This window comes from Micromonospora sicca (assembly GCF_003172935.1).
GTDB classification, from domain to species: Bacteria; Actinomycetota; Actinomycetes; order Mycobacteriales; family Micromonosporaceae; genus Micromonospora; species Micromonospora sicca.
In genome coordinates this window covers 17,172-37,026 of the sequence record NZ_QGKS01000268.1, presented here as the reverse complement: position 1 = coordinate 37,026, position 19,855 = coordinate 17,172, and the positions used below count along the sequence as shown (strand labels likewise).

Genomic DNA, 19,855 nt, shown 5'->3' with positions numbered 1-19,855 from the left:
TCGCCGGGCCGCCGACCCGAGGTGACGTACGCGCGCCCCCGCCACAGGCCCGCGCCCGGCGGCGCCAGCTCGACCAGCGCCGTGCCGCCGGGACGCAGCAGGCCGGCGCAGCGGCGCAGCAGGCGTACCGGGTCCCCACCGATGCCGATGTTGCCGTCGACCAGCAGGGCGTGCGCCCAGCGTCCCTCGCCGGGCAGCGGCGCGAGGACGTCGCGGCGCAGGGCCGCCGCGCCCCGGCCCCGGGCCAGCCGGACGGCGACCGCCGACACGTCCACGCCGAGGGCGACCAGTCCGCGCTCGGCCAGCGCGGCGGTCAGCCGGCCGGGCCCGCAGCCCAGGTCGATGGTCGGCCCGGTACACCGCCGCACCAGCTCGGTCAGGGCCGGCTCGGGTGGCCCGTGCCACCGGCGCACCGGCAGCGGCACCCGCACCCGGTCACCGAGCACCAACCAGTGCCCGCCCTCGCCGGGGCGGTCGACCGGGTCGGCCAGCGCGGCCTCGAAGCCCCCGGCGAGCAGCGCCGGCCCGGTCACCGGGCGGCCCCACCCACGCGGGCCGCGACCGGCGCCGGCCGGCCGGCGATGTCCCACGGCGTTCCGGCGAGGCGGCCGGCCGGACCAGCCTCGATCTCCCGTACCGCCGCCGCGAAGCGACCGGCCGGCGCGGCGGCGGCCACGGCGACGGCCGTCGGCCACTCGTCCACATCGGCGAGCTCCGGCAGGGCGTCTACGCGCAGGCCCCGGCCGGCCAGCGCCGCCCGGGTCGACCGGCCGGTCACCGGGGTCGACATCGGCACCGCCCGCAGCACCGCCGCCCTGGCCGGATCGCGCAGCCCCAGCGCCCACCAGCCGCCGTCCGCGGCCGGGCCGAGCACCGCGTCGGTACCGGCCAGCCGCGCCACGGCCGCGCCGAGCAGGTCCGCGTCGACCTGCGGGGTGTCCATGCCGAGCTGCAGCACCGGCCGGTCGGGGAACGCCCGGCCCGCGTCGGCGTGCGCGGCGGCCAGCCGGTCGCCGAGGTCCCGGCCGCGCTGGGGCAGCAGGGTCCAGCCGGCCAGCGCGGCCCGGATCTTCGCACCGCGTACCGCCCGGTCGAGCGGGCCGGCGTACGCCAGCACCGGCGTCACGCCGGGCACCGCCCCGACCGCGTCCAGGGTGTCCAGCAGCGCGGCGGCGGCGACCGCCGCGGCCCGCTCGGCGTCGAGCGGTGGGCAGAGCCGGGTCTTCACCCGGCCCGGCACCGGCGCCTTCGCCATCACCAGCAGCACCGTCACGAGGGGCGTCCTTCGTGAGCGGGCCTCCGCTCCGCTGGACTCCGCGCGCTCACCGGAGCCGCCCTTCGTTCGCGATCGCGGGGCTCCGGCCTCGCGCTCACCGGGGCGACCCCGCTGCGCAGCACCGCCGTCATGTCGCGTACCGCGCGGGCGGTGCCGCGCACCGAACCGGAGACCTTCGACCGGGTGCCGGCCGCCCGCGGCGCGTACGGCACGTCCAGCTCGACGATCCGCCACCCGGCGGCCGCCGCCCGGACCAGCAGCTCCAGCGGGTAGCCGAAGGCGCGGTCCGCGACGCCGAGGTCCAACAGCGCCGCCCGGCGGGCCACCCGGATCGGGCTCAGGTCGTGCACCGGTACGCCCCGGCGGCGCAGCCCGGCCGCGAGGAGCGCGTTGCCGGCGCGGGCGTGCCACGGCCAGGCGGCGCGGGTGACCGGCCGGCGGCGCCCGGCGACCAGGTCGGCCCGCCCCGCCAGCACCGGCCCGGCCAGCCTGGGCAACTCCCCCGGGTCGAACGAGCCGTCCGCGTCCAGCACGCAGACCAGCTCGGTGCGGGCGGCGAGCAGTCCGGTGTGGACGGCGGCGCCGTAGCCGCGCCGGGGTTCGTGCACCACCCGGGCGCCGTGCGCGGCGGCCACCTCGGGCGAGCCGTCGGTGGAGCCGTTGTCCACCACGACGGCGCGGTAGCCGGGCGGCAGTCCGGCGAGCACACCGGGCAGGGCGGCCGCCTCGTCCAGGCACGGCAGCACCACGTCGACCTCTGTCTCCATGCCCGGGACGCTAGGCCGACCCGGCCCCGCTCCGGGACCGCGTCGGGGTTACGGAACCCTTACGCCGCAACGGTTCCTTACGAGTCGCTGACGTCCCCGTCCGGGCGCTTCCGACCACCGGGCAGGCGGCCGTAGCCTCGGCGGTCACCATGACCCGCCACCTGACCGCCGGCCGCCGCCGGGACCTGACCGTGCTCGCCGTCGAGGCGGCGCTGCTGGCCGCGGCGGTGGCGGTCGGCGCCGTGCTCAACCACCACGACGCCGGGCTGCACGCCGACGCCGCGCCGCTCTACGCCACCTGGCGACCGCACTTCGGCTGGGGCACCCTGCCGGCCGTCCTGCTCGCCGGCGGCGTGGTGGCACGCGGCCCGCACCTCGCCCGTCGACTGCCCTGGCCGTGGCTGCTGGCCGCCGGCTGGCTCGCCACGGTCGCGTGGACGCTGTCGCTGGCCCTGGTGGACGGCTGGCGAGCCGGGCTGACCGAGCGGCTCACCGTGCAGGCGGAGTACCTGCACGAGGTGCCCCGGGTGCGGGACTTGCCCACCATGCTGGCCGGCTTCACCGAGCGGATCCTCGACTTCCGGCCCGACTCCTGGTCCACCCACACCGCTGGGCACCCACCGGGCGCGCTGCTGGTCTTCGTCGGGCTGGACCGGATCGGTCTCGGCAACGGCACGGCTGCGGCGTTGGCCTGCGTCCTGGTCGGGGCGACGGTCACCGTCTCGGTGCCGCTGACACTGCGGGCGCTCGGCGACGAACCGGCCGCCCGCGCGGTGCTGCCGTTCCTGGTGCTGCTGCCCGGCGCGGTCTGGGCGGGCGCCTCCGCCGACGGGATCTTCGCCGCCGTGGTGGCCGCCGGGCTCGCCCTGCTGGCCCGCCCGGGGCGCTGGGCGCCCGGGGTGGGCGGGCTGCTGCTCGGCGTCGCCCTGCACCTGTCGTACGGGCTGGTGCTGGCCGGGCTGCTGGCGTTGACCGTGCTGGCGCTGCGGTCCGCCGACCGGATCCGCGCGCTGTGCACCGCCGGGCTGGGCGTGGCCGCGGTGACCGCCGTGTTCGTCGGCTACGGCTTCTGGTGGCTCGACGGGTACCACCTGGTCGTGCGGCGCTACTACCAGGGCTGGGCGGCGGACCGCCCGTACGCCTACTGGGTCTGGGCGAACCTGGCCGCGCTGCTGCTCAGCACGGGCCCGGTGGCGGGCCCGGCCCTGGCCCGCACCCTCCGCCCGGCGCTGGCCACGGCCCGCGCCCGGATCGCCCCGCTCACCCACGGATCCACCCGGACCACCGCCCCGGCCGACGCCGACGCCCCGATCGACGCCGCCGCCCCGGCCACCGCCCCGACCGACGTCCGTACCGGGCCCGCAGTCTGGCTGTCGCTGGCCGCCGCGCTGACCGTGGCCGCCGCCGACGTGTCCGGGCTCTCCAAGGCCGAGGTGGAACGGATCTGGCTGCCCTTCGCGGTCTGGCTGCTGGTCGCCGTCGCCCGGCTCCCGGCCGGCGACCGGCGCTGGTGGCTGGCCGGGCAGGGGGTCACCGCGCTGGCGGTCAACCACCTGCTCTGGACCGTGTCCTGACCGGCCGCGGAAGCTTCGGGCGGACCGGCGGACCGTAAGGACCTCGCAATGGATCGGCTGATCCACCCGCCGATACGCTGGGCGCACCAGGGGGAGGTACGCCGGTGGCGCAGCGGGTGCTGGTGGTCGACGACGACCGGACGGTCAGCGACGTGGTCTGCCGGTACCTGGAGCACGCCGGCTACCAGGTCGACCACGTCGGCGACGGGGCCGCCGCGCTGGCCGCCGTGGCGCGGCAACCACCGCACCTGGTCGTGCTCGACCTGATGCTGCCGGTGCTGGACGGGCTGGAGGTCTGCCGCCGGCTGCGGGAGCGGCCGGACGGCGTACCCATCGTGATGCTGACCGCGCGTGGCGACGAGGCCGACCGGATCCTCGGCCTCCAGCTGGGCGCGGACGACTACCTGAGCAAGCCGTTCTCCCCTCGCGAGCTGGTGCTGCGGGTGCGCTCGGTGCTGCGCCGGGCCGGCGGGGAACCGGTCACGCCGCCGGAGGTGCTGACCGACGACGGCCTGGAGGTGCAGACGGGTCCTCGGGTGGCCCGCCTGCACGGCCGGGAGCTGACTCTCACCCTGCGCGAGTTCGACCTGCTGGCCCACCTGATGCGGCATCCGGCGCGGGCGTTCCGCCGGGCGGAGCTGCTGGACCGGGTCTGGGGCTGGAGCTTCGGCGACCAGTCCACCGTCACCGTCCACGTCCGCCGGCTGCGGGAGAAGATCGAGGCCGACCCGGCGAACCCCCGGCGGATCGTCACCGTCTGGGGCGTCGGCTACCGCTACGAGCCGGCCGATGCGTGACCTGGCGCTGATCTTCGGGGCGGCGCTGGCCGCGGCGGCGGTCTGGGCGGACCAGGCGCGGGAGCGGGAGCGGCGGATCGAGAAGGGCCGCCGGGACCTGGTCGCCTGGGTCTCGCACGACCTGCGTACGCCGCTGGCCGGGCTGCGCGCGATGGCCGAGGCGCTGGAGGACCGGGTGGTCCGCGACCCGGACACGGTCGACGAGTACCACCGCCGGATCCGGGTGGAGACCGACCGGATGACCCGGCTGGTCGACGACCTGTTCGAGCTGTCCCGGATCAACGCGGGCGCGCTGCGGCTGTCGCTGTCCGCGGTGCCGCTGGGCGATGTGGTCTCCGACGCCCTCGCGAGCACCGCCCCGCTTGCCGCGGCCCGGCGGATCCGGCTGGTCGCCGCCGAGTCGGGCTGGCCGACGGTGACCGCCAGCGAGCCGGAGCTGGCCCGGGCGGTCGGCAACCTGCTGCTGAACGCGGTCCGCTACACGCCGGAGGACGGCACGGTCCGGGTGGACGCCGGCCGGGACGCGGACACCGCCTGGCTGGCGGTGGCGGACACCTGCGGCGGCATCCCCGAGGCGGACCTGCCCCGCCTCTTCGACGTGGCGTTCCGGGGGGAGCCGGCGCGGACCCCGCGCCCGGGCAACGGCGGCGGGGAGGGATCGGGCGGGCTGGGGCTGGCGATCGTGCGCGGGCTGATTGAGGCGCACGGCGGGCGGGTAGACGTCCAGAACATCGCCGATGGCTGCCGGTTCGTGGTCCGGTTGCCGGCCGCGGGAACCTGACGCATCGATCGAGCGTCATATCTATTTCCATACATGTACAACTTTCTCTGGGACGGTAATGGTCATGCCGAATCAGCCGAATGACCGGTACCAGCAGGACACCGAGCGGAGCTGGCGGGCGGCCGAGGCCGCCGGGCGGTTCCCGGCGCAGCCGCCGTACCGGGAGGTTCGGAGGGACGCCACACTCTCCTGGGCCGAGCTGAACGCACTGCCGCCCGCCGCCACCCGGCGCGGCCTCAGCGCCCGCTGACGCACCAGATCGCCGCAACTTGTGGTGCTATCGGGCCTCAACCGGTGGTCTGGGGTCAGGGGCATGACGCGCATCACCGTGGACGTCAACGACGAGTGGCTCGACGCCGCCCGTGAGGTGCTGGGCACCGACACCACGGTGGCGACCATCAACGCCGCCCTCCACGCCATCGCCGTGCGCCGTCAGGCCAAGGAGATCGTGGCGGCCTTCGACCAGGTGGAGACGGACTTCGGCGAGTCGGCCGAGGCCTGGCGGTACGGCGGCGGACGGGACCTGAGCCGGCTGGCGGAGAACGCCCGGGACGCAGACGCGGCGTGATGGCCGGTCAGGTCTATCTGGCGGACACCTCGGTCTACGTCCTCCAGGGCCGCCATCCCGCCGTTCGACGCCGGTTCGAGACGCTGCTGGCCGAGGGGCGCCTGGCCGCCAGCCAGATCGCCTCGCTCGAATATCTGAACAACGCGCCCCACCCGAAGGGTTACGAGATCCTCTGGCAGGCACTGCACGGGCACCGGTGGATGGATGTGACGGCTGCCGCGATGGACCGGGCGCTGGCCGTCCACCGGATGCTCGCGGCGGACAGTCAGCACCGCAACTTTCGCCTGCCAGATCTGATCATCGCGGCGACCGCTGAAACGCACGGCGCGACGGTGCTGCACTACGACGCGGACTACGACCGCATCGCGGCGCTCACCGGCCAGCCCACCGAGTGGGTGGTACGCCGGGGCAGTCTGTAACGAGGTACGCGGAGGAAATCGGCGACACACCCGGGCGCTCCAGCCGGACCGTTCGCACAGGTGTCGGGTAGCGTCTCCTGGTCCGAAAACTCGGCCTACGACAGGAGAAGCTCCGCGCATGGGCAAGAAGACGATCCACGTCTCCGACTTCAGCGGCACGGTTCTGCAGGCGGACGACGAGGTGGTCCGCGTCGTCGTGCTGGAGCACCCTGACCTGGTCGCCGGCCCCGTGCAACTGGATGCCACCCCGGTCGAGGTGGAAAGCATCGACGACGCCGCGCTGGACGTGGCGGTGGTGGAGATCCACGACCGCCACGGCGGCGGTGAGCCACGCCGGGTGGTGCTGACCGCCAGCGAGTTCGACGCGATGGCCACCGACGTGCCGATGGCCCGGCTGCTGCGCACGGCCGAGCGGGTGAGGCCGCCGAAGGCCCGCAAGATCGCGGAGAAGGTCGACTACGGCACCATCGAGCACGCCGGCAAGCCGCACCGCGGCCGGGTCCCCGAGGAGGAGGCCCGGCTGGTGCGGGAGCGGCTGGACGAGGTGAACAAGCGCCTCGCCGACGCGGGCATCCGCCAGGTCGACCCGGCCGACCCGGAGCACGCCGCCCGCTACGGCTTCCCCACCGCCGACTGATCCCGCGGCCGTCCGCCCGGGTGCACCCTCGGCGTACCCGGGCGGGCGGAACGTCAGGACTGGCGCCGCCGCGCGATCTCGGCGAGGGCGCCGGTGACGCCCGCCTCCATGTCCGACTTGTTCAGGCCGAGTCCGGTGAGGACGCCGTCACCCGCCTCCTCCTCCAGCAGGGCGAGCAGGATGTGCTCGGTGCCGACGTAGTTGTGGCCGAGTCGCAGCGCCTCCCGGAAGGTCAGCTCCAGCACCTTCTTGGCCCGCGCGTCGTACGGGATCAGGTCGGGGACCTGGTCGGCCGGCGCCGGGAAGGTCGCGGTGACGACCTCCCGCAGCCGCTCCAGCGGTACGCCCCGCGCCACGATCAGCCGGGCGGCGAGCCCGTCCGGCTCGGCGAGCAGCCCGAGGGCGACGTGCTCGGGGCGGATCTCCGGGCTGCCGGCGGCCCGCGCCTCGTTCTGGGAGGTGACCACCACGTTGCGCGCCCGATCGGTGAAGCGGCCGAAGCCGGCGTTCGGGTCGAGGGCGGCGGCGGTCTCCGCCTTGGCGGCGGAACGCTTCTGGGCGGCCTGCTTGGTGACGCCCATGCTGCGCCCGATCTCGGTCCAGGAGGCGCCGGAGCGGCGGGCCTGGTCGACGAAGTGGCCGATGAGGTGGTCGGCGACGTCGCCGAGGTGGTCGGCGACCAGCACCGCGTCGCTGAGCTGGTCCAGCGCGTCGGTGTGCACCTTCTTGATGGCCTCGATCAGCTCGTCGAGGCGTACCGGGTTGCTGATCTGCACGGGATCCGTCATGCGTCAACCATAGGTTGACGCACCGGGTTCGTCAACCATTGGTTGACGCTGGGATTCGTGACCGGGCACCAGGCTTTCCCGGTACGCGACGAGCGGGAGGACGGCGGGCGGCGGACCGAAGACCCGCTCGACGCCCTGCCCCCGCCGCCCTGAATCCCGGCTCGGTCAGGGCTCCGACCAGGCGGTCTGGACGACCCGGGCGCCATCACGCCGACGGACCAGGGTCCCCCGGCCGGGCGGCATCGGCTGCGGCCGCAACCCGCCCAGGATCGCCCCCTCCTCCCGGTTGCCGGACATCAGCAGGCCCGGCGAGTCCAGCTCGCGCAGGTGTTGCAGGACCGGCTCGTAGAGTGCCCGGGCGGCGCCGCCGACCCGGCGGGCGATGATCAGGTGCAGGCCGATGTCCCGGGCCAGCGGCAGCAGGTCGTTGAGCATGCTCACCGGGTTGCTGCCGCCGCTGGCGACCAGGTCGTAGTCGTCCACCAGGAGGTACAGGTCGGGCCCGTGCCACCAGCTCCGGTCGCGCAGCTGCTGCGGGGTGACGTCCGGGCCGGGCAGCCGTCTCGTCATCGCCTCGCGGATCGAGCCGAGCCCCTCGGCGAGGACCTGGCGGGACGGGGCGTAGTCCAGCAGGTGGTCGCCCTCGACCGCGCCGAGCAGGCCGCGCCGGTAGTCGGCGATGACCAGCCGGGCCTGGGCGGGCGTACGGCGGGCCACGACCTGCCGGGCGATGAGCCGGATCAGGTTGGTCTTGCCGCACTCCGCGTCGCCGAAGACGACGAGGTGCGGTTCTCGGTCCAGGTCGAGGTGGACCGGGGCGAGCGACGACTCGTCCAGCCCGATCGGCAGCCCGGTACCGGACGGGTCGCTCAGCTCGTTCAGCTCGACCACCGACAGCCGGCGCGGCAGCAACCGCACCGGCGGGGCCGGCTGCCCCGGCCACGCCCCCGCGACCCGGTCCGCCAGCTCGGCCGTCGCCTCGGCCAGGTCCTCCCCGCCGCGCCGGCCGTCGATCCGGGGCAGGGCGCTCAGGAAGTGCAGCCGGCCCGGGGCCAGCCCACGCCCCGGCGACCGGGGCACGTTCGCCGCCGCCCGCCGGTCGATCTCGGACTCGCTCGGGTCGCCGAGCCGCAGCTCCAACCGGCTGCCCAGCAGGTCCCGCAGGGTCGGCCGGACCTCCAGCCACCGGGCCGCGGTGAGCACCACGTGGACCCCGAAGCCCAGGCCCCGCCGGGCGATGCCGGTGACGACCTCCTCCAGCTCCTCGTACTCCTGCCGCAACGCGTTCCATCCGTCCACCACGAGGAACACGTCGCCGAACGGGTCGTCGGCGAACTCCCCCGCCGCCCGGCGGGCCCGGTACGCCGCCATGGATTCCACGCCGCCCGCGGCGAAGCGGGCCTCCCGGGAGTCGAGGACCGCGCTCACGTCCGCGACCGTACGCCGCACCGCCTCGGCGTCCCGCCGGTTGGCGACGCCGGAGACGTGCGGCAACCGCTCCAGGGACCGCAGCGCGCCGCCACCGAGGTCGAGGCAGAAGAACTGCACCTCCCGCGGCGTGTGCGTCAGCGCCAGGGAGGCCACGAGCGAGCGCAGCACGATGCTCTTACCGGACAGCGGCGCGCCCACCACGCCGACGTTGCCACCGCCCCCGGCCAGTTCCAGGCGCAGCGGTTCGCGGCGCTGCTCCTTGGGCCGGTCGACCAGGCCGACGGTCGCGGTCAGCGAGCCCCGTTCCCCGACGACCCTGAGGCCCCGGACCGGGTCCCGCGTCAGCGGCGGGAGAAGTTCGTCCAGGGTGGGCGGTTCGGCCAGCGGCGGCAGCCAGACCTGGTGGGCCCGGGTGCCCCGGCCGCGCAGCCCCGCCACGACGATGTCGAGCGGACTGCATCCCACCACGTCCGGCGGTACGCCGGCGCCGTCCGCCACCGGCGGCCCGGAGACGTACGCGGCGTGGAAGCGGGTCATCGTGGTGCCCGCCTTCAGGTAGCCGTGGCCGGGCGCGTTCGGCAACTCGTACGCGTCCGGCACGCCGAGCACGGCCCGGCTCTCCATCGCGGAGAAGGTCCGCAGGCCGATCCGGTACGACAGGTGGCTCTCCAGGCCCCGCAGCCGCCCCTCCTCGAGCCGCTGGCTGGCGAGCAGCAGGTGCACCCCGAGGGACCGGCCAACCCGGGCCATCTGGACGAAGACGTCGATGAAATCGGGTCGCGCCGTGAGCAGCTCGGAGAACTCGTCACAGATCACCAGCATCGTGGGCAGCGCAGGCAGCTCGGCCCCGGCCGCCCGGCTCCGCTCGTAATCCCAGCGGCTGGCGTGGTTGCCGGCGGCGCGGAGCACCTCCTGCCGGCGCAGGAGCTCACTGGTCAGCGCGTCCGCCAGCCGGTCGATCAGCGCCAGGTCGTCGGCGAGGTTGGTGATCAGCGCGCTCACGTGCGGCAGCTCGGCCAGCGGACCGAACGTCGCGCCGCCCTTGAAGTCGATCAGCACCAGGTTGAGTTCGTCCGGGGCATGGGCCGCCGCGAGGGCCAGCACGATCGTCCGCAGCAGTTCGCTCTTGCCGGATCCGGTCGCCCCCACCAGCAGGCCGTGCGGGCCCATCCCGTCCTGCGCCGACTCCTTCAGGTCGAGCAGCAGCGGACGCCCCCAGCCGTCCAGACCCACGGGCACCCGCAGGTAGTCCGGCCCGAGCGGGGTACGCCGTCCCTCGAAGTGCCACAGCGCCGCCCGGTCCGGCACACCGAGCACGAGCAGCGTCTCGTCCGGCTGCTCCTCGGCCGGCACCGGCCCGGTGGCAGGCGTGGTGCCCGCCGAGTCCGTCCCCCAGGCCTCGGCGATCACCGACACCATCACCGCGCCGCTGTCCGGCGCAGCGGCTTCGACCTCTGCCTCGCCGTCGGCGTCGCCGGCGGACAGGTCCGGCAACGCGATGCGGAAGGTACGCCGTCCGTGGATGGCCCAGCCGGGCAGGTTGAGCGGCAGGCGGGCCGCCTGGTCCGGGTTGATCAACGATTCGTGCGGCTGCGACAACCGGGTCTCGATCCGGGCCTGCGGCAACTCCCGCAGCTCCTCCGGGATGACCCGCCAGCTGCGCTCCGCGATGACCACGTGGACCCCGTACCCGAGGCCCTTGTTGGCCAGGTCGACCACCCGCGGGGTGAAGTCGGGCAGCAGGTTGGCGAAGTCCTGCCAGCGGTCGACGACCAGGAAGACGTCCGGGCACGGCCCGGCGTCGAGGTCGGCCCGGCGGGCCCGCAGGCTCGCCGGCGACTCCAGCTCGTGGTGGCGGAAGAGCTGCTTGCGGTCGAGGACGTCCTGCTCCAGCCGGTCCAGGAGCTTGCTGACCTCACCCACCTCGTCGTCGCCGCGCACCTCCCGCACGTGCGGCAGCCGCCGCATCGGCCCGAGCCAGTTCCCGCCGGACTCCAGGCAGTTGAACGCCACCTCGTCGGCCGAGTGGGTGAGCGCCAGCCCGCCGATGATGGTGCGTAGCAGGGTGGTCTTGCCGGTGCCGGCGCGGCCGACGACCAGCAGGTGCCCGTCGGAGGAGGCCAGGTCCAGCCAGACCGGCTCCCCGGCAGGCTGGTCGATCCGCTGCGCCTGGCCGACCGGCACCTTGAGCAGGCCGCGCCGCCGCCAGTCCGTGGCGCAGAGCTTCACCTCGCCGGCCGGCTCCAGCGGCCCGAGCAGGTCGCCGAGGCGCGGATCCCGCTGGTTCCGGCGCCGCCGCTGCCGGTGCTGCCCGTCCCGGGACAGCGCGATGTGGATCTCGTCGCTCGCGCTGCCGAACTGGCACGGCGTCTGCGCGGACCGCTTCGGCAGCTCCAAGTGCACGTACCGCCAGAGGTCGTCCGGGGTGATCCGGCCCTGGCCGGTGATGTCCGCGGCGCCGGTGCTCAGCCCCTGGATGATCGTCTCGGTGAAGGCCGACCGCAGCCGGGGCCCCGTGTCGGAGGCCGGACGTCCGTCGTCGGCCCGCTCCACCGAGTTGGTCGCGGTGATGACGTACCGGCCGTACCCGGTCTTCAGCTCGCCGTCGATGGCCAGGTCGTCGGTGGTCTTGAGGCCGTGCCCCTCGAAAGCCCCGCTGTAGCAGCAGTCGAGCAGGATGACCGAGCTGGCCGCGTCCGACTCGTCGAGCAGTTCCCGGACGAAGGAGGCGGAGATCGCGGTCGACGAGAGGTGGTCCACCTCGGTGTTCGCGACCGCCAGGGGCAACCGCCCCCGCTTGCTGGTGCGGACGCCGTGGCCGGAGAAGTAGAGCAGGACGAGGTCCTCCGGGCCGGCCGCCCGGAGCATCGACTCGATCGCCCGCTCGATGGAGCTCTTCGACTAGTTCTCCAGCAGCACGGTCTGGTCGAAGGCGCCGACGTCCGCGTCGGCCAGCAGGCTGAGCAGGTCCCGCGCCTCCTCCCGGGGCGCGTAGAGGTCCGCCAGCGAGTCGTCGATGTACCGGTCGTTGGCGATCAGCAGCGCCCGTCGCTGTCCCACACTCAGCTCCCGGTGGGGGCGCCCCCGCCGGTCCCGCGGGCCGCGGGCAGCGCCGCGCCCGCCGCGGGATCGGTCGTCGCGGGTACGCCCAGCAGCCGGGCCAGCTGGTCGACGAGCTGCGGGTCCACCCGGGTCGACCCGGTGACGACCAGCTCGTTGTCGCCGCTGCGGAGCCGGATCGAGCGCGCCCGGACCCGGTCCGCGTACGCGACCGCGATCCGGGCGAGCGCCTGCATCGTGGTGGCGGAGAAGAGCCCGCCGACGGCCAGCATCCCCAGCTCCCAGGCCTGCGGCGACTTGCCGTGCGAGGTGGCCGGCGACTGCGCGTACCCGATCTGCAAGCCCCGGACCGTGCGCAGGTCGTCGGCGAGCCCGGTGGCGAGCGCCTCGACCCGGTCGGCGGGCAGCGGCACGGACGGCTCGATCAGCAGGGAGAGTTCGGGCACAGCACACCTCCGGCGGCAGACTGTCTACATTCAACACCACCGGCACGAGCGCCCCGGTCCCGTACGGGACCGGGGCACTTCGCGGTGAGGTGCTACGCGACGAACCGGGTCCGGCGTCGGCGGGCCGCCAGGTAGCCGACCCCGCCGAGCATCAGCAGGGCCACCCCGGCACCCGCCACGGCGACGTTGTTCGAGCCGGTCACCGGCAGGCCCCCGCCGTCGCCGCCGCCCGCACCGGGAGCGGCCGGGCTCGCGCTGGGCGCGGTACCCGTCGGGGTCACGCCCGCCGTCGGGGTCACGCCCGCCGTCGGGGTCGCGCTGGCCGTCGGGGTCGCGCTGGCCGTCGGGCTCGCGCTCGTCGTCGGGCTGGCGGTGGCCGTGGGGCTCGCGGTCGGCGGCGTGACCAGGCTGGCGTACACGAAGTTGATCGGAATCGGCTTGCTCGGCAGCGGCAGATCCCGAGGTGCCAGCGTCAGCGTGGGGCCGCCGCCGCGCACCGGGTCCGTGCCATTCTCGTTCTCCGCGAGCTTCTGCACGCCACCGAGCTCGTCGGCCCACGCCTTGCTGACCCAGCGGAAGACGACGGTGGTGACCTTGTCCGCCCGCGCGTTGGTCTTGGTCACGATGAGGTCCTCGGCCGGCGCCAGGGTCGCCTGGGCCGCAAGCACGTCGTCGAACTCGCACCAGGCGATGTCGAGGTTGCTGTCCACGACGTACCAGCAGTTGTCGTACTTCGTCAGCAGGTCGAGGTCGTCGAACGCCCGCACCTGCACGACGACGCCATTGACCGGCGCGTCGCCCAGGTTCGTCACGCCGAGCGAGGCCGACACGACCTCGCCGGGCTTGACCGGGTACTTGACGTTCCGGCCGGTGGCCGGGTCCTGCTCGGTCACGGCGGCGAGCGTGGCGGTGTCCGGGCCGGCCAGGGCCGGCGCCGGCAGAGCGGCGACACCGGCGGCGAGGACGGCGGCGCCGAGGGCGAGCCGGGCGGAGAGGCGTGCGGTCGAGTCGGCTCCAAGACCGGTACGCGGCTTCCTCCGGCACCGGCGTGCGGGCGGCGCCTTCCTGCTCCTCGATGTTGAAGCCCACCGACTCGCATCCCGGCAGGCCGGAGAAGAACCCGACCAGGTCGTCACCGTGGTCGATGGTTTCGGGTGTGACGACGCAGATCACCGAGTACGGCAAGCCGGCCTCGGCCAATACTCGCGTGCCGCGAATCGTCCGGGCCGTCGTCGCATTCCCGGCCCGGTCGAGCCTGTTCCGGTTGAGCATGCCGGGCCCGTCGATGCTGACGCCGATCTCGAAGTCATAGGCGGCGAACAGATCGCACCACCGCTCGTTGATGAGCGTCGCGTTGGTCTGGATCTTGGCGCACCCTCCCTGCCCGCTGTAGCTCCTCGAAGGGAGCGAGCAGCTCACGGAAGATATCGATCGGTGTGGCGGTGGGCTCGCCGCCGTGCCACACCACGCTCACCGGATGAACGCTGCCCTGCTGCTCGATCGACCGAACGCAGGCCGTCGCAACGGAGACGGACATGAGCTGGCGCGAGCGCCGATCGGGCAGGTAGCAGTAGCTGCAGTCCAGGTTGCAGAAGCTGGTGGGCTGCAGGACCAAGGGGTGGAAGGTCCCGGCGATGGCCGGCCGTCCTGTCGTGGCGACAATTCCGATGTCCCGGACGGTCATGTCTCCTCCGGTGTCTGCTGTTCGGCGGTGGACGGGCGGCGGCGGCAGTGCCGGGCCGGCCAGCCAAGGAATCGGTCGAACAAGTCCCTGACGTCGCCGATGGTGCGCGGGTTGAGTCGGTGCAGGTCGTCGATGGCCTCGTGCAGGCGGCCGGACAGGTAGAGCAGCAGGTTGAGCCGGCTGTCCTGGTAGCTGGTCAACAGGGCGAGCTTGGCCCGTCCACAGGGCCAGGGCTGCCCACAGACCCGGCACAGCCACAGCGGACGCAGCGGCAGATGCTCCGGCGGCACCAGCGCGGACTGCTTGCTGCTCATCGGCCACCGCCATCCCGCACCTGCCGCTCGAAGAGCTGACGCCACACGTGGGTCAGTAATGGCGGATCAGCCCGCGAAGCCTGTGACCACGCCGGATCCTCGGGAATCAACTTCTGTCGCCAGGAACGGTCCGCCAGCGCATGCCGCGAGATGTACACCGTCACGCGAGCCTCCTTGAGCAGGCGGACGGGCGGTGGGCACGCCGGAACACGGACGAGCCCACCGCCACACCCCGGCGGCTGGGAGCAGACCGCCGGTCACCCGCCCACGCAGCCCTCATGGCGGTACGCAAGCGGGGAAGACGCCGAGAGAGATTGCCCCGGGGCTGGCCGAGTCGGCGCTCAGGTCGTCGTTTGCTGTGCCGCGCATCGAGCCCCTCCGCTCCCTGTCAGCTGTGCCAGTCACAGGCATCGACATACGCCGGTGACCTGGGGTGAACTGAACGTAGGGGCGGCCTGGCAGAGGAACCGGGAAAATCCGTACCGGGTCCGACGGTGATCAGCGGGCAGGGTGATGGTGTGCGAGGGATGACGGACGACATGACGATCGGCCAGCGCGTCGCCTTCTACCGGCGCCGGCGAGGGCTCTCCCAAGAGGTGCTGGCCGGGTTGGTCGGCAAGACCCAGGAGTGGTTGCGCAAGGTCGAGACGAACCGCGCCGACCTGGACCGGCTATCCGTCATTCGCGCGATCGCCAAAGCCCTCGACGTGTCCCTTGGGGACTTGATCGGCGCACCCAGCCTGTTCGAGTGGTCCGATGAGTCCGGCCGGGAGACCATCCCCGCTTTACGCGCCGCGCTCCACGACTACCGGCACCTCGCGCCCACGCTTGCCAGCACGGCCGCCGTCGAAGCCCCCGCCCTGCACGAGATCGAGAGCGACGTCGCCGAGATCTGGACTGCCTACCAGCACTCGCGCTACGGCACCCTCGCCCGCCGCCTCCCCTACCTCATCCACGACTGCCTCACCGCCACCGAGGCCTTCTACGGCGACGAGAGCCAGCGCGCACACGCGATGACCGCTTACGCCCACCAGCTCGCCGCGTTGTTCCTGACCAAGCTCGGCGAAGGTGACCTCGCCTGGACCGCCGCCAGCCGAGGACTGGCCGCCGCCAACGCCAGCCACGACCACGTCGTCATCGGCTCACTCAGCCGCTCTGCCGCGCACTCCCTGGTCTCGATAGGCGAATACGCGCAGGCCCGTGGCCTCGCCGCCACCGCGGCGCAGTTCCTCGAACCACGGCTGACCAGGCCCACACCGCAACTCCTATCGGTCTACGGCAGCCTGCACCTCGTCTGCGCACTCGCCGCGGCCCGAGACGACGACCGCGCCTCCGCCGACACTCACATTGCCGAAGCCGACGCCGCAGCCACCCAGCTTGGTGCCGACGGCAACCACGTGTGGACCGCCTTCGGACCCACCAACGTGTCGATCCACAAGACGACCGTGGCCATGGAACTCGGCGACGTGCAGCGCGCCATCGCCATCGGTGCCCCACTCGACACGGCTGCCCTGCCGGTCGAGCGGCAGGTCCGCCACGCCATCGAGACCGCGCGAGCGCTGGCACGGTGGAACCGCATCGACGAAGCCCTCGGCGCGCTCTTGGATGCGGAGGTCATCGGGCCGGATCAAGTGCGCTACCACCGGCTCTCCCGCGACCTCGTCCGGGACATTCTCACCCGGCCCCGGCCGCCCCGACTGGCCGTCGAACTCAGCGAACGAATGGGCGTCCGGTCGGGAGGACCGCGCTGGTAGCCGTGATCAGATCAGTCGGCTCGTGTAGCCGGCTGCCACCAGGCGCTCGAAGGCAGCCCTTACCTCGTCCGGTATCTCCTGCGGGATCGCGAACCCGCGCTCCGCGTACACCTCGATCCGTTGCGTGTCCCCGACCAGCATGTCCACCACCCGCTGCGGGTCACCGATGCTGCGCACGTAGTCGTCCAGTTCCAGAGGATTCGACGCGCACACCACATCGACTTCCGGCCACATCAGCTTGCAGGTGGCGTACGTGCGGCGCTGCTGGTACGGACGCGACATGACCATGACCGAGCGCACCGTAATCTGCCGCTCGGCAAGGAGCGCACGCGAGTACTCCAGGTTCTCGGCAGTGTTCGTCGCCCGCGGCTCCACGAGAATCGACTCCGCCGGCACACCCTGCTCGATCGCGTACTCGCGGTAGTGCACCGCCTCTCCGCGGGGGAACCGTTCGACCGTCGTCGGCGCGTTCGCGCCGGTGAACACGATCCACGGGAACAGGCCCTCGTGAAACAGACGCGTCGCGATCACCGCGACTCCGAGGTCATGGCTGCCCAGCCCGATCCCCACATCACACAGGCGTAACTCGTGGTGCATGTCGTGGTAGCGCCACAGCGTCTCCACGTCCGCCCGAATTTCGTCCGGGATCAACCCCGCGCGTGCTGCCATGTGCCGGTTCATCAACAGCCCTCGGGCAGGGCCATCGCCGGAGTCTGATTCACGCCCTGTTCCCTCATGGCGTCAGCGTAGGGGCAACAAGGCGGCGGGATGCAGGCTGTAGCCATCGTCGTATCGCCACGTCTTTATCGGCACCCTGGCCGCCGCGCCCGGGACGGCGCCTGCAGCCGGCAAGAAGCCTTCGAAGCCGCCCCGGAGAATTTCAGACTCGGTTCAGGCCATGATCCGGTCAGGCCGCCCCTACACCGAGAGCAGTGCCTCCTCGTTGGCGGTGATGAACTCCTTCAGCGCAGCCGGCTTGAGATCCACGGCGGGCAGCTTGTCGATCGTCACCCGGTCCAGCTGATAGTCGCCACGCGAGGGATCAACGAACTCCTGCCCGGTACGGGCGTGCTCCTGCAGCTGGAGTAAGCGACAGGCGAAGAAGTGCTGGACCGAAACGCCATCGCCAGCGGGAGCGGTGAACAAGAACACCTGGGCGAACCGATCCGCGTCGGCACCAAGCTCCTCGTACAGCTCACGGCGCAACGCCGCCTCCAGGGAGACATCCTCCGACTCCAGACCGCCGCCCGGCGTTGTCCAGTACGGCGCCTGGCCGAGCTTGATCCGCTTGATCAGCACGAGGCGGTCGTCCTCATCGAGGAGAATGGCCCGCACCGACCTGCGCACGATCTGACGCACGACCTGCCCCTATCCGCCCGCGCGACCGACTCACCGACAGCAGTGTGAAGTTACCCGGCCGGCGATAGCGCGCACATGGGTCGCCGTCCGGGCGGACCCGCGTCCAACCGGAGCCAGCCCGGTCCAACGGCTCCAGAGCACCCACCGAGCGACCACCCACCACCGACGTACACGAAAAAGGCCCCGGCCCGGTGTGAACCACCAGGTCAGGGCCTTGCTCGTTGGTGCGCCGCCAGGGACTCGAACCCCGAACCCGCGGATTAAGAGGACACCCGCCGGGCCTAGGCCAACCGTCCTTACCTCGACGGCTGTCCCCTGCTGGGTTCGGCTCGTCGTGCTGTTCTGGCCCCAGGTTGGGGTCACGCAGGGGTCAGACGCAGGTCGCTCGTGACCCGGTTCGGCACGGCCTAACCCGGTTGAGGCATGGAAGTGCTCCGTTAGAGCCGGCACGCTACCGTTCGGGCGTGCCCTCCTCGGCTGTTCTCCGGAATCGGCGGAATGCTGTCGTCGCGTTCCTCAACAAGTTTCACGAGCTTCTAGCCCTGTGTGAGCCCCTTGATGCTTGGCCAAGCACGATGCCCGCCTGGCGGCCACGAGCTGGCCGCGGGGCTGACGTCGCCAAGTTGGCAGGTGAGCTTGAGCTCCTAACTGGATCCGCCGCGAAGGCAATCCAGAGCGTTGGGATGCTCGTTGAATATAAGCCCAGGGGGACCTTCCAGACACGGTCGGTAAACCCGGTCCTGGCTTGGTCAACGCTCCTGAGCGACCCAGTGATCACGGCGGAGTTGATCGATGGCCTCTGTAGACGAGCGATCGGAGTTCTTGAAGGTGAGGCAACTGAACGAGCGGATGAGGAGAAGTCTGTAGTTGGCCGTGTAGTCAGAGCGGTATCTGTGCCTCGTCGAATCCTGAACGCTGCCGCTGGCGCTCCCGCGGACGCTGCTGCCCATAAGTCAGCATTCGTGAGCGGGATCGTCGTAAGCGTGGTCGCCGGCTTGGTCGTCGCCTTCCTCGCGCACTACATGGGATGGGCCTAACCTGGATTGATCCCTCGTTTGTAGGCTCCGTGCGCCCCGTCCGCTCAGATCGGTCTATGTCCGCCACCGCAGGCAACCGTCCGCACGCTGCGGACCACGACTGTCCTCTCCGGGTCAGTTGCTGCAGGTGTTGCTGTCGACCGGCGGGGTCGGGCTACCTTTCGGCCTTCCCTGGGCCATCCAAGTGCTCTGTCACTTCAACGAGATCGCACTCATCCACCCACCGCGCCAAGAGGCTCAGGGCGGCGAGTCGCTCTAAGGCGCTTTGCTCGTCGAGCTCGCCGACGTTGTGCGCCGCAGTGTTGCGGATGGTCATCTGTACGCCGGGAGCGAAGAAGCGCAGTCCGGAATTCATCGTGCTGACATCTCGGTCGGCGAGATCACCGGGCCAGCGCAGCCGTGGCTTGCCCTGCTGGGGTTCTCTTTCGGAGAAGGTCTCCTGCCACAACGGTGTCTCGGCAATGTCGTTACGCCTGGTGCGCGTCTTGACCATCAGCACAACTGCTTCGGCAGATGCAGACACTGCCTCGCGGAAGTGCCCGTCACGCCACAGACGCGCGGCTGCTCCCCAAACTGTCGGGTGCATGGCCTCGGCACCCACACTCGGCGGTCGCTCCGCCTCGGCTTGCATGATCAAGCCGTCTAACCGGCCCAGCGCATAGTCACACATGCCGAGAACATCAGCCGCCTCCAGGAGCGGCTTCGGCCGGGTGATCGTCTCCCAGTTCCTAATCGGGTCTATCACGCCCGCGCCTTGCACAGTGATCGCGATACCGGTCAACGGAACCGCGCTGGCCGCTAGCCCAGCAGCCCGGGACACCTTGGCTCGCCGCCGTGCGATCTCCTCTGGATCCGCGTCATCGCGTGGAAACACTGCTGGCGCGATTCCGCGCGCCACCCCTCCCAGTCCCTCATTCAGTACGTGCAGCTCAAGGAAATGAGCCAGCGCATCACGAAACTCCGCGACCGCTCGCGCAACTGACCTCAGGTACTCAGGGTTCTTTCGGGCCTCCACAACTAGATCATCCCACCCCCTCGCGCTGGGGCAACCGGCAAGGCCCGCCATCCCGATGCTCACCTATGGATGTCAACCTGGCGACTCCTTGACCCCCAGGCAACCATCATGACGCTCCGACCTGCGACGACTGCCAGCTACGCTGGGC

19 protein-coding genes and 3 pseudogenes are annotated in these 19,855 nt (G+C 72.3%); 8 read left to right on the top strand and 14 right to left on the bottom strand.

The window, feature by feature from the left end; genetic code table 11:
* From DKT69_RS21410 to DKT69_RS21400, 3 genes and pseudogenes are all read right to left on the bottom strand, one after another.
* On the bottom strand, positions 1 to 533 hold a 533-nt coding region (locus DKT69_RS21410; RefSeq protein ID WP_109803307.1), incomplete at its 3' end, for a class I SAM-dependent methyltransferase.
* The gene (locus tag DKT69_RS21405; protein ID WP_109803304.1) at positions 530 to 1,273 is read right to left on the bottom strand and encodes a TIGR04282 family arsenosugar biosynthesis glycosyltransferase; all 744 of its coding nucleotides are present in this window, start codon (positions 1,271 to 1,273) and stop codon (positions 530 to 532) included. The genes DKT69_RS21405 and DKT69_RS21410, both read right to left, overlap by 4 nt.
* A 113-nt stretch (positions 1,274 to 1,386) precedes the next feature.
* Positions 1,387 to 2,043: pseudogene (locus DKT69_RS21400) on the bottom strand (glycosyltransferase family 2 protein); the annotation flags it as partial.
* A 149-nt stretch (positions 2,044 to 2,192) separates the two neighbouring features.
* Here DKT69_RS21400 and DKT69_RS21395 point away from each other — a divergent pair.
* From DKT69_RS21395 to DKT69_RS21365, 7 genes and pseudogenes are all read left to right on the top strand, one after another.
* A complete protein-coding gene (locus tag DKT69_RS21395) occupies positions 2,193 to 3,617 on the top strand; it encodes a hypothetical protein (protein WP_109803302.1) in 1,425 nt (474 codons plus the stop codon).
* Positions 3,618 to 3,721: 104 nt separating this feature from the next.
* Entirely contained in the window at positions 3,722 to 4,414 is a 693-nt protein-coding gene (locus DKT69_RS21390) for a response regulator transcription factor (RefSeq protein ID WP_109803301.1), read from the top strand.
* Between the two features lie 10 nt (positions 4,415 to 4,424).
* Positions 4,425 to 5,195: pseudogene (locus DKT69_RS21385) on the top strand (sensor histidine kinase); the annotation flags it as partial.
* Positions 5,196 to 5,259: 64 nt separating this feature from the next.
* Positions 5,260 to 5,445, top strand: a complete 186-nt coding sequence (locus tag DKT69_RS21380; RefSeq protein ID WP_109803306.1) for a DNA repair protein — start codon at positions 5,260 to 5,262, stop codon at positions 5,443 to 5,445.
* A gap of 63 nt (positions 5,446 to 5,508) precedes the next feature.
* Complete coding sequence (locus tag DKT69_RS21375; RefSeq protein ID WP_109803300.1) at positions 5,509 to 5,763, top strand: DUF2191 domain-containing protein; 255 nt, start codon at positions 5,509 to 5,511, stop codon at positions 5,761 to 5,763.
* The gene (locus DKT69_RS21370; RefSeq protein WP_109803299.1) at positions 5,763 to 6,182 is read left to right on the top strand and encodes a PIN domain nuclease; all 420 of its coding nucleotides are present in this window, start codon (positions 5,763 to 5,765) and stop codon (positions 6,180 to 6,182) included. The genes DKT69_RS21375 and DKT69_RS21370 overlap by 1 nt, the downstream gene beginning before the upstream one ends.
* Positions 6,183 to 6,300: 118 nt before the next feature.
* Positions 6,301 to 6,819, top strand: coding sequence for a hypothetical protein (locus DKT69_RS21365; protein WP_109803298.1), 519 nt, complete (start codon positions 6,301 to 6,303; stop codon positions 6,817 to 6,819).
* Positions 6,820 to 6,872: 53 nt separating this feature from the next.
* Here the strand turns inward: DKT69_RS21365 and DKT69_RS21360 are convergent, their stop codons facing one another.
* The 8 genes and pseudogenes from DKT69_RS21360 to amcA all read right to left on the bottom strand — a co-directional run bounded on the left by DKT69_RS21360 (position 6,873) and on the right by amcA (position 14,706).
* Positions 6,873 to 7,607, bottom strand: coding sequence for a Clp protease N-terminal domain-containing protein (locus tag DKT69_RS21360; protein ID WP_109803297.1), 735 nt, complete (start codon positions 7,605 to 7,607; stop codon positions 6,873 to 6,875).
* Between the two features lie 165 nt (positions 7,608 to 7,772).
* On the bottom strand, positions 7,773 to 11,927 hold the full coding sequence (eccCb, locus tag DKT69_RS21355; RefSeq protein WP_255420217.1) for a type VII secretion protein EccCb: 4,155 nt from the start codon (positions 11,925 to 11,927) through the stop codon (positions 7,773 to 7,775).
* A gap of 12 nt (positions 11,928 to 11,939) precedes the next feature.
* On the bottom strand, positions 11,940 to 12,098 hold the full coding sequence (locus DKT69_RS38445; protein WP_161557915.1) for a hypothetical protein: 159 nt from the start codon (positions 12,096 to 12,098) through the stop codon (positions 11,940 to 11,942).
* 2 nt (positions 12,099 to 12,100) lie between these two features.
* Positions 12,101 to 12,544 carry a hypothetical protein gene (locus DKT69_RS21350; protein ID WP_109803295.1) on the bottom strand — a complete coding sequence of 148 codons (444 nt, stop codon included), beginning with the start codon at positions 12,542 to 12,544 and terminating at the stop codon, positions 12,101 to 12,103.
* Positions 12,545 to 12,636: 92 nt separating this feature from the next.
* Positions 12,637 to 13,437, bottom strand: coding sequence for an LPXTG cell wall anchor domain-containing protein (locus DKT69_RS21345; protein ID WP_236648131.1), 801 nt, complete (start codon positions 13,435 to 13,437; stop codon positions 12,637 to 12,639).
* A 111-nt stretch (positions 13,438 to 13,548) separates the two neighbouring features.
* A pseudogene (locus DKT69_RS41165) lies at positions 13,549 to 14,228 on the bottom strand (radical SAM protein); the annotation flags it as partial.
* Complete coding sequence (locus DKT69_RS21335; RefSeq protein ID WP_109803294.1) at positions 14,225 to 14,542, bottom strand: hypothetical protein; 318 nt, start codon at positions 14,540 to 14,542, stop codon at positions 14,225 to 14,227. The pseudogene DKT69_RS41165 and the gene DKT69_RS21335, both read right to left, overlap by 4 nt.
* Entirely contained in the window at positions 14,539 to 14,706 is a 168-nt protein-coding gene (gene amcA, locus DKT69_RS39070) for a multiple cyclophane-containing RiPP AmcA (RefSeq protein WP_201749778.1), read from the bottom strand. The genes DKT69_RS21335 and amcA overlap by 4 nt, the downstream gene beginning before the upstream one ends.
* 363 nt (positions 14,707 to 15,069) lie before the next feature.
* Here amcA and DKT69_RS21330 point away from each other — a divergent pair, with 363 nt between their 5' ends.
* Complete coding sequence (locus tag DKT69_RS21330; protein WP_201749777.1) at positions 15,070 to 16,296, top strand: helix-turn-helix domain-containing protein; 1,227 nt, start codon at positions 15,070 to 15,072, stop codon at positions 16,294 to 16,296.
* Between the two features lie 6 nt (positions 16,297 to 16,302).
* Here DKT69_RS21330 and DKT69_RS21325 read toward each other — a convergent pair whose 3' ends face one another.
* The 3 genes from DKT69_RS21325 to DKT69_RS21310 all read right to left on the bottom strand — a co-directional run bounded on the left by DKT69_RS21325 (position 16,303) and on the right by DKT69_RS21310 (position 19,473).
* Positions 16,303 to 16,983 carry a YdcF family protein gene (locus DKT69_RS21325; RefSeq protein WP_201749779.1) on the bottom strand — a complete coding sequence of 227 codons (681 nt, stop codon included), beginning with the start codon at positions 16,981 to 16,983 and terminating at the stop codon, positions 16,303 to 16,305.
* 231 nt (positions 16,984 to 17,214) lie between these two features.
* Positions 17,215 to 17,655, bottom strand: coding sequence for an NUDIX hydrolase (locus DKT69_RS21320; protein WP_109803291.1), 441 nt, complete (start codon positions 17,653 to 17,655; stop codon positions 17,215 to 17,217).
* A 1,191-nt stretch (positions 17,656 to 18,846) separates the two neighbouring features.
* Positions 18,847 to 19,473 carry a TIGR02391 family protein gene (locus DKT69_RS21310; RefSeq protein ID WP_201749776.1) on the bottom strand — a complete coding sequence of 209 codons (627 nt, stop codon included), beginning with the start codon at positions 19,471 to 19,473 and terminating at the stop codon, positions 18,847 to 18,849.
* Positions 19,474 to 19,855: the final 382 nt, after the last annotated feature.

Bases quoted from the DNA above. Each gene is read 5' to 3' on its own strand.
- DKT69_RS21370 (WP_109803299.1), top strand. From the start codon at position 5,763: ATGGCCGGTCAGGTCTATCTGGCGGACACCTCGGTCTACGTCCTCCAG.
- DKT69_RS21395 (WP_109803302.1), top strand. From the start codon at position 2,193: ATGACCCGCCACCTGACCGCCGGCCGCCGCCGGGACCTGACCGTGCTC.
- DKT69_RS21335 (WP_109803294.1), bottom strand. From the start codon at position 14,542: ATGAGCAGCAAGCAGTCCGCGCTGGTGCCGCCGGAGCATCTGCCGCTG.
- DKT69_RS21375 (WP_109803300.1), top strand. From the start codon at position 5,509: ATGACGCGCATCACCGTGGACGTCAACGACGAGTGGCTCGACGCCGCC.
- DKT69_RS21330 (WP_201749777.1), top strand. From the start codon at position 15,070: ATGACGGACGACATGACGATCGGCCAGCGCGTCGCCTTCTACCGGCGC.
- DKT69_RS21360 (WP_109803297.1), bottom strand. From the start codon at position 7,607: ATGACGGATCCCGTGCAGATCAGCAACCCGGTACGCCTCGACGAGCTG.
- DKT69_RS21380 (WP_109803306.1), top strand. From the start codon at position 5,260: ATGCCGAATCAGCCGAATGACCGGTACCAGCAGGACACCGAGCGGAGC.
- DKT69_RS21365 (WP_109803298.1), top strand. From the start codon at position 6,301: ATGGGCAAGAAGACGATCCACGTCTCCGACTTCAGCGGCACGGTTCTG.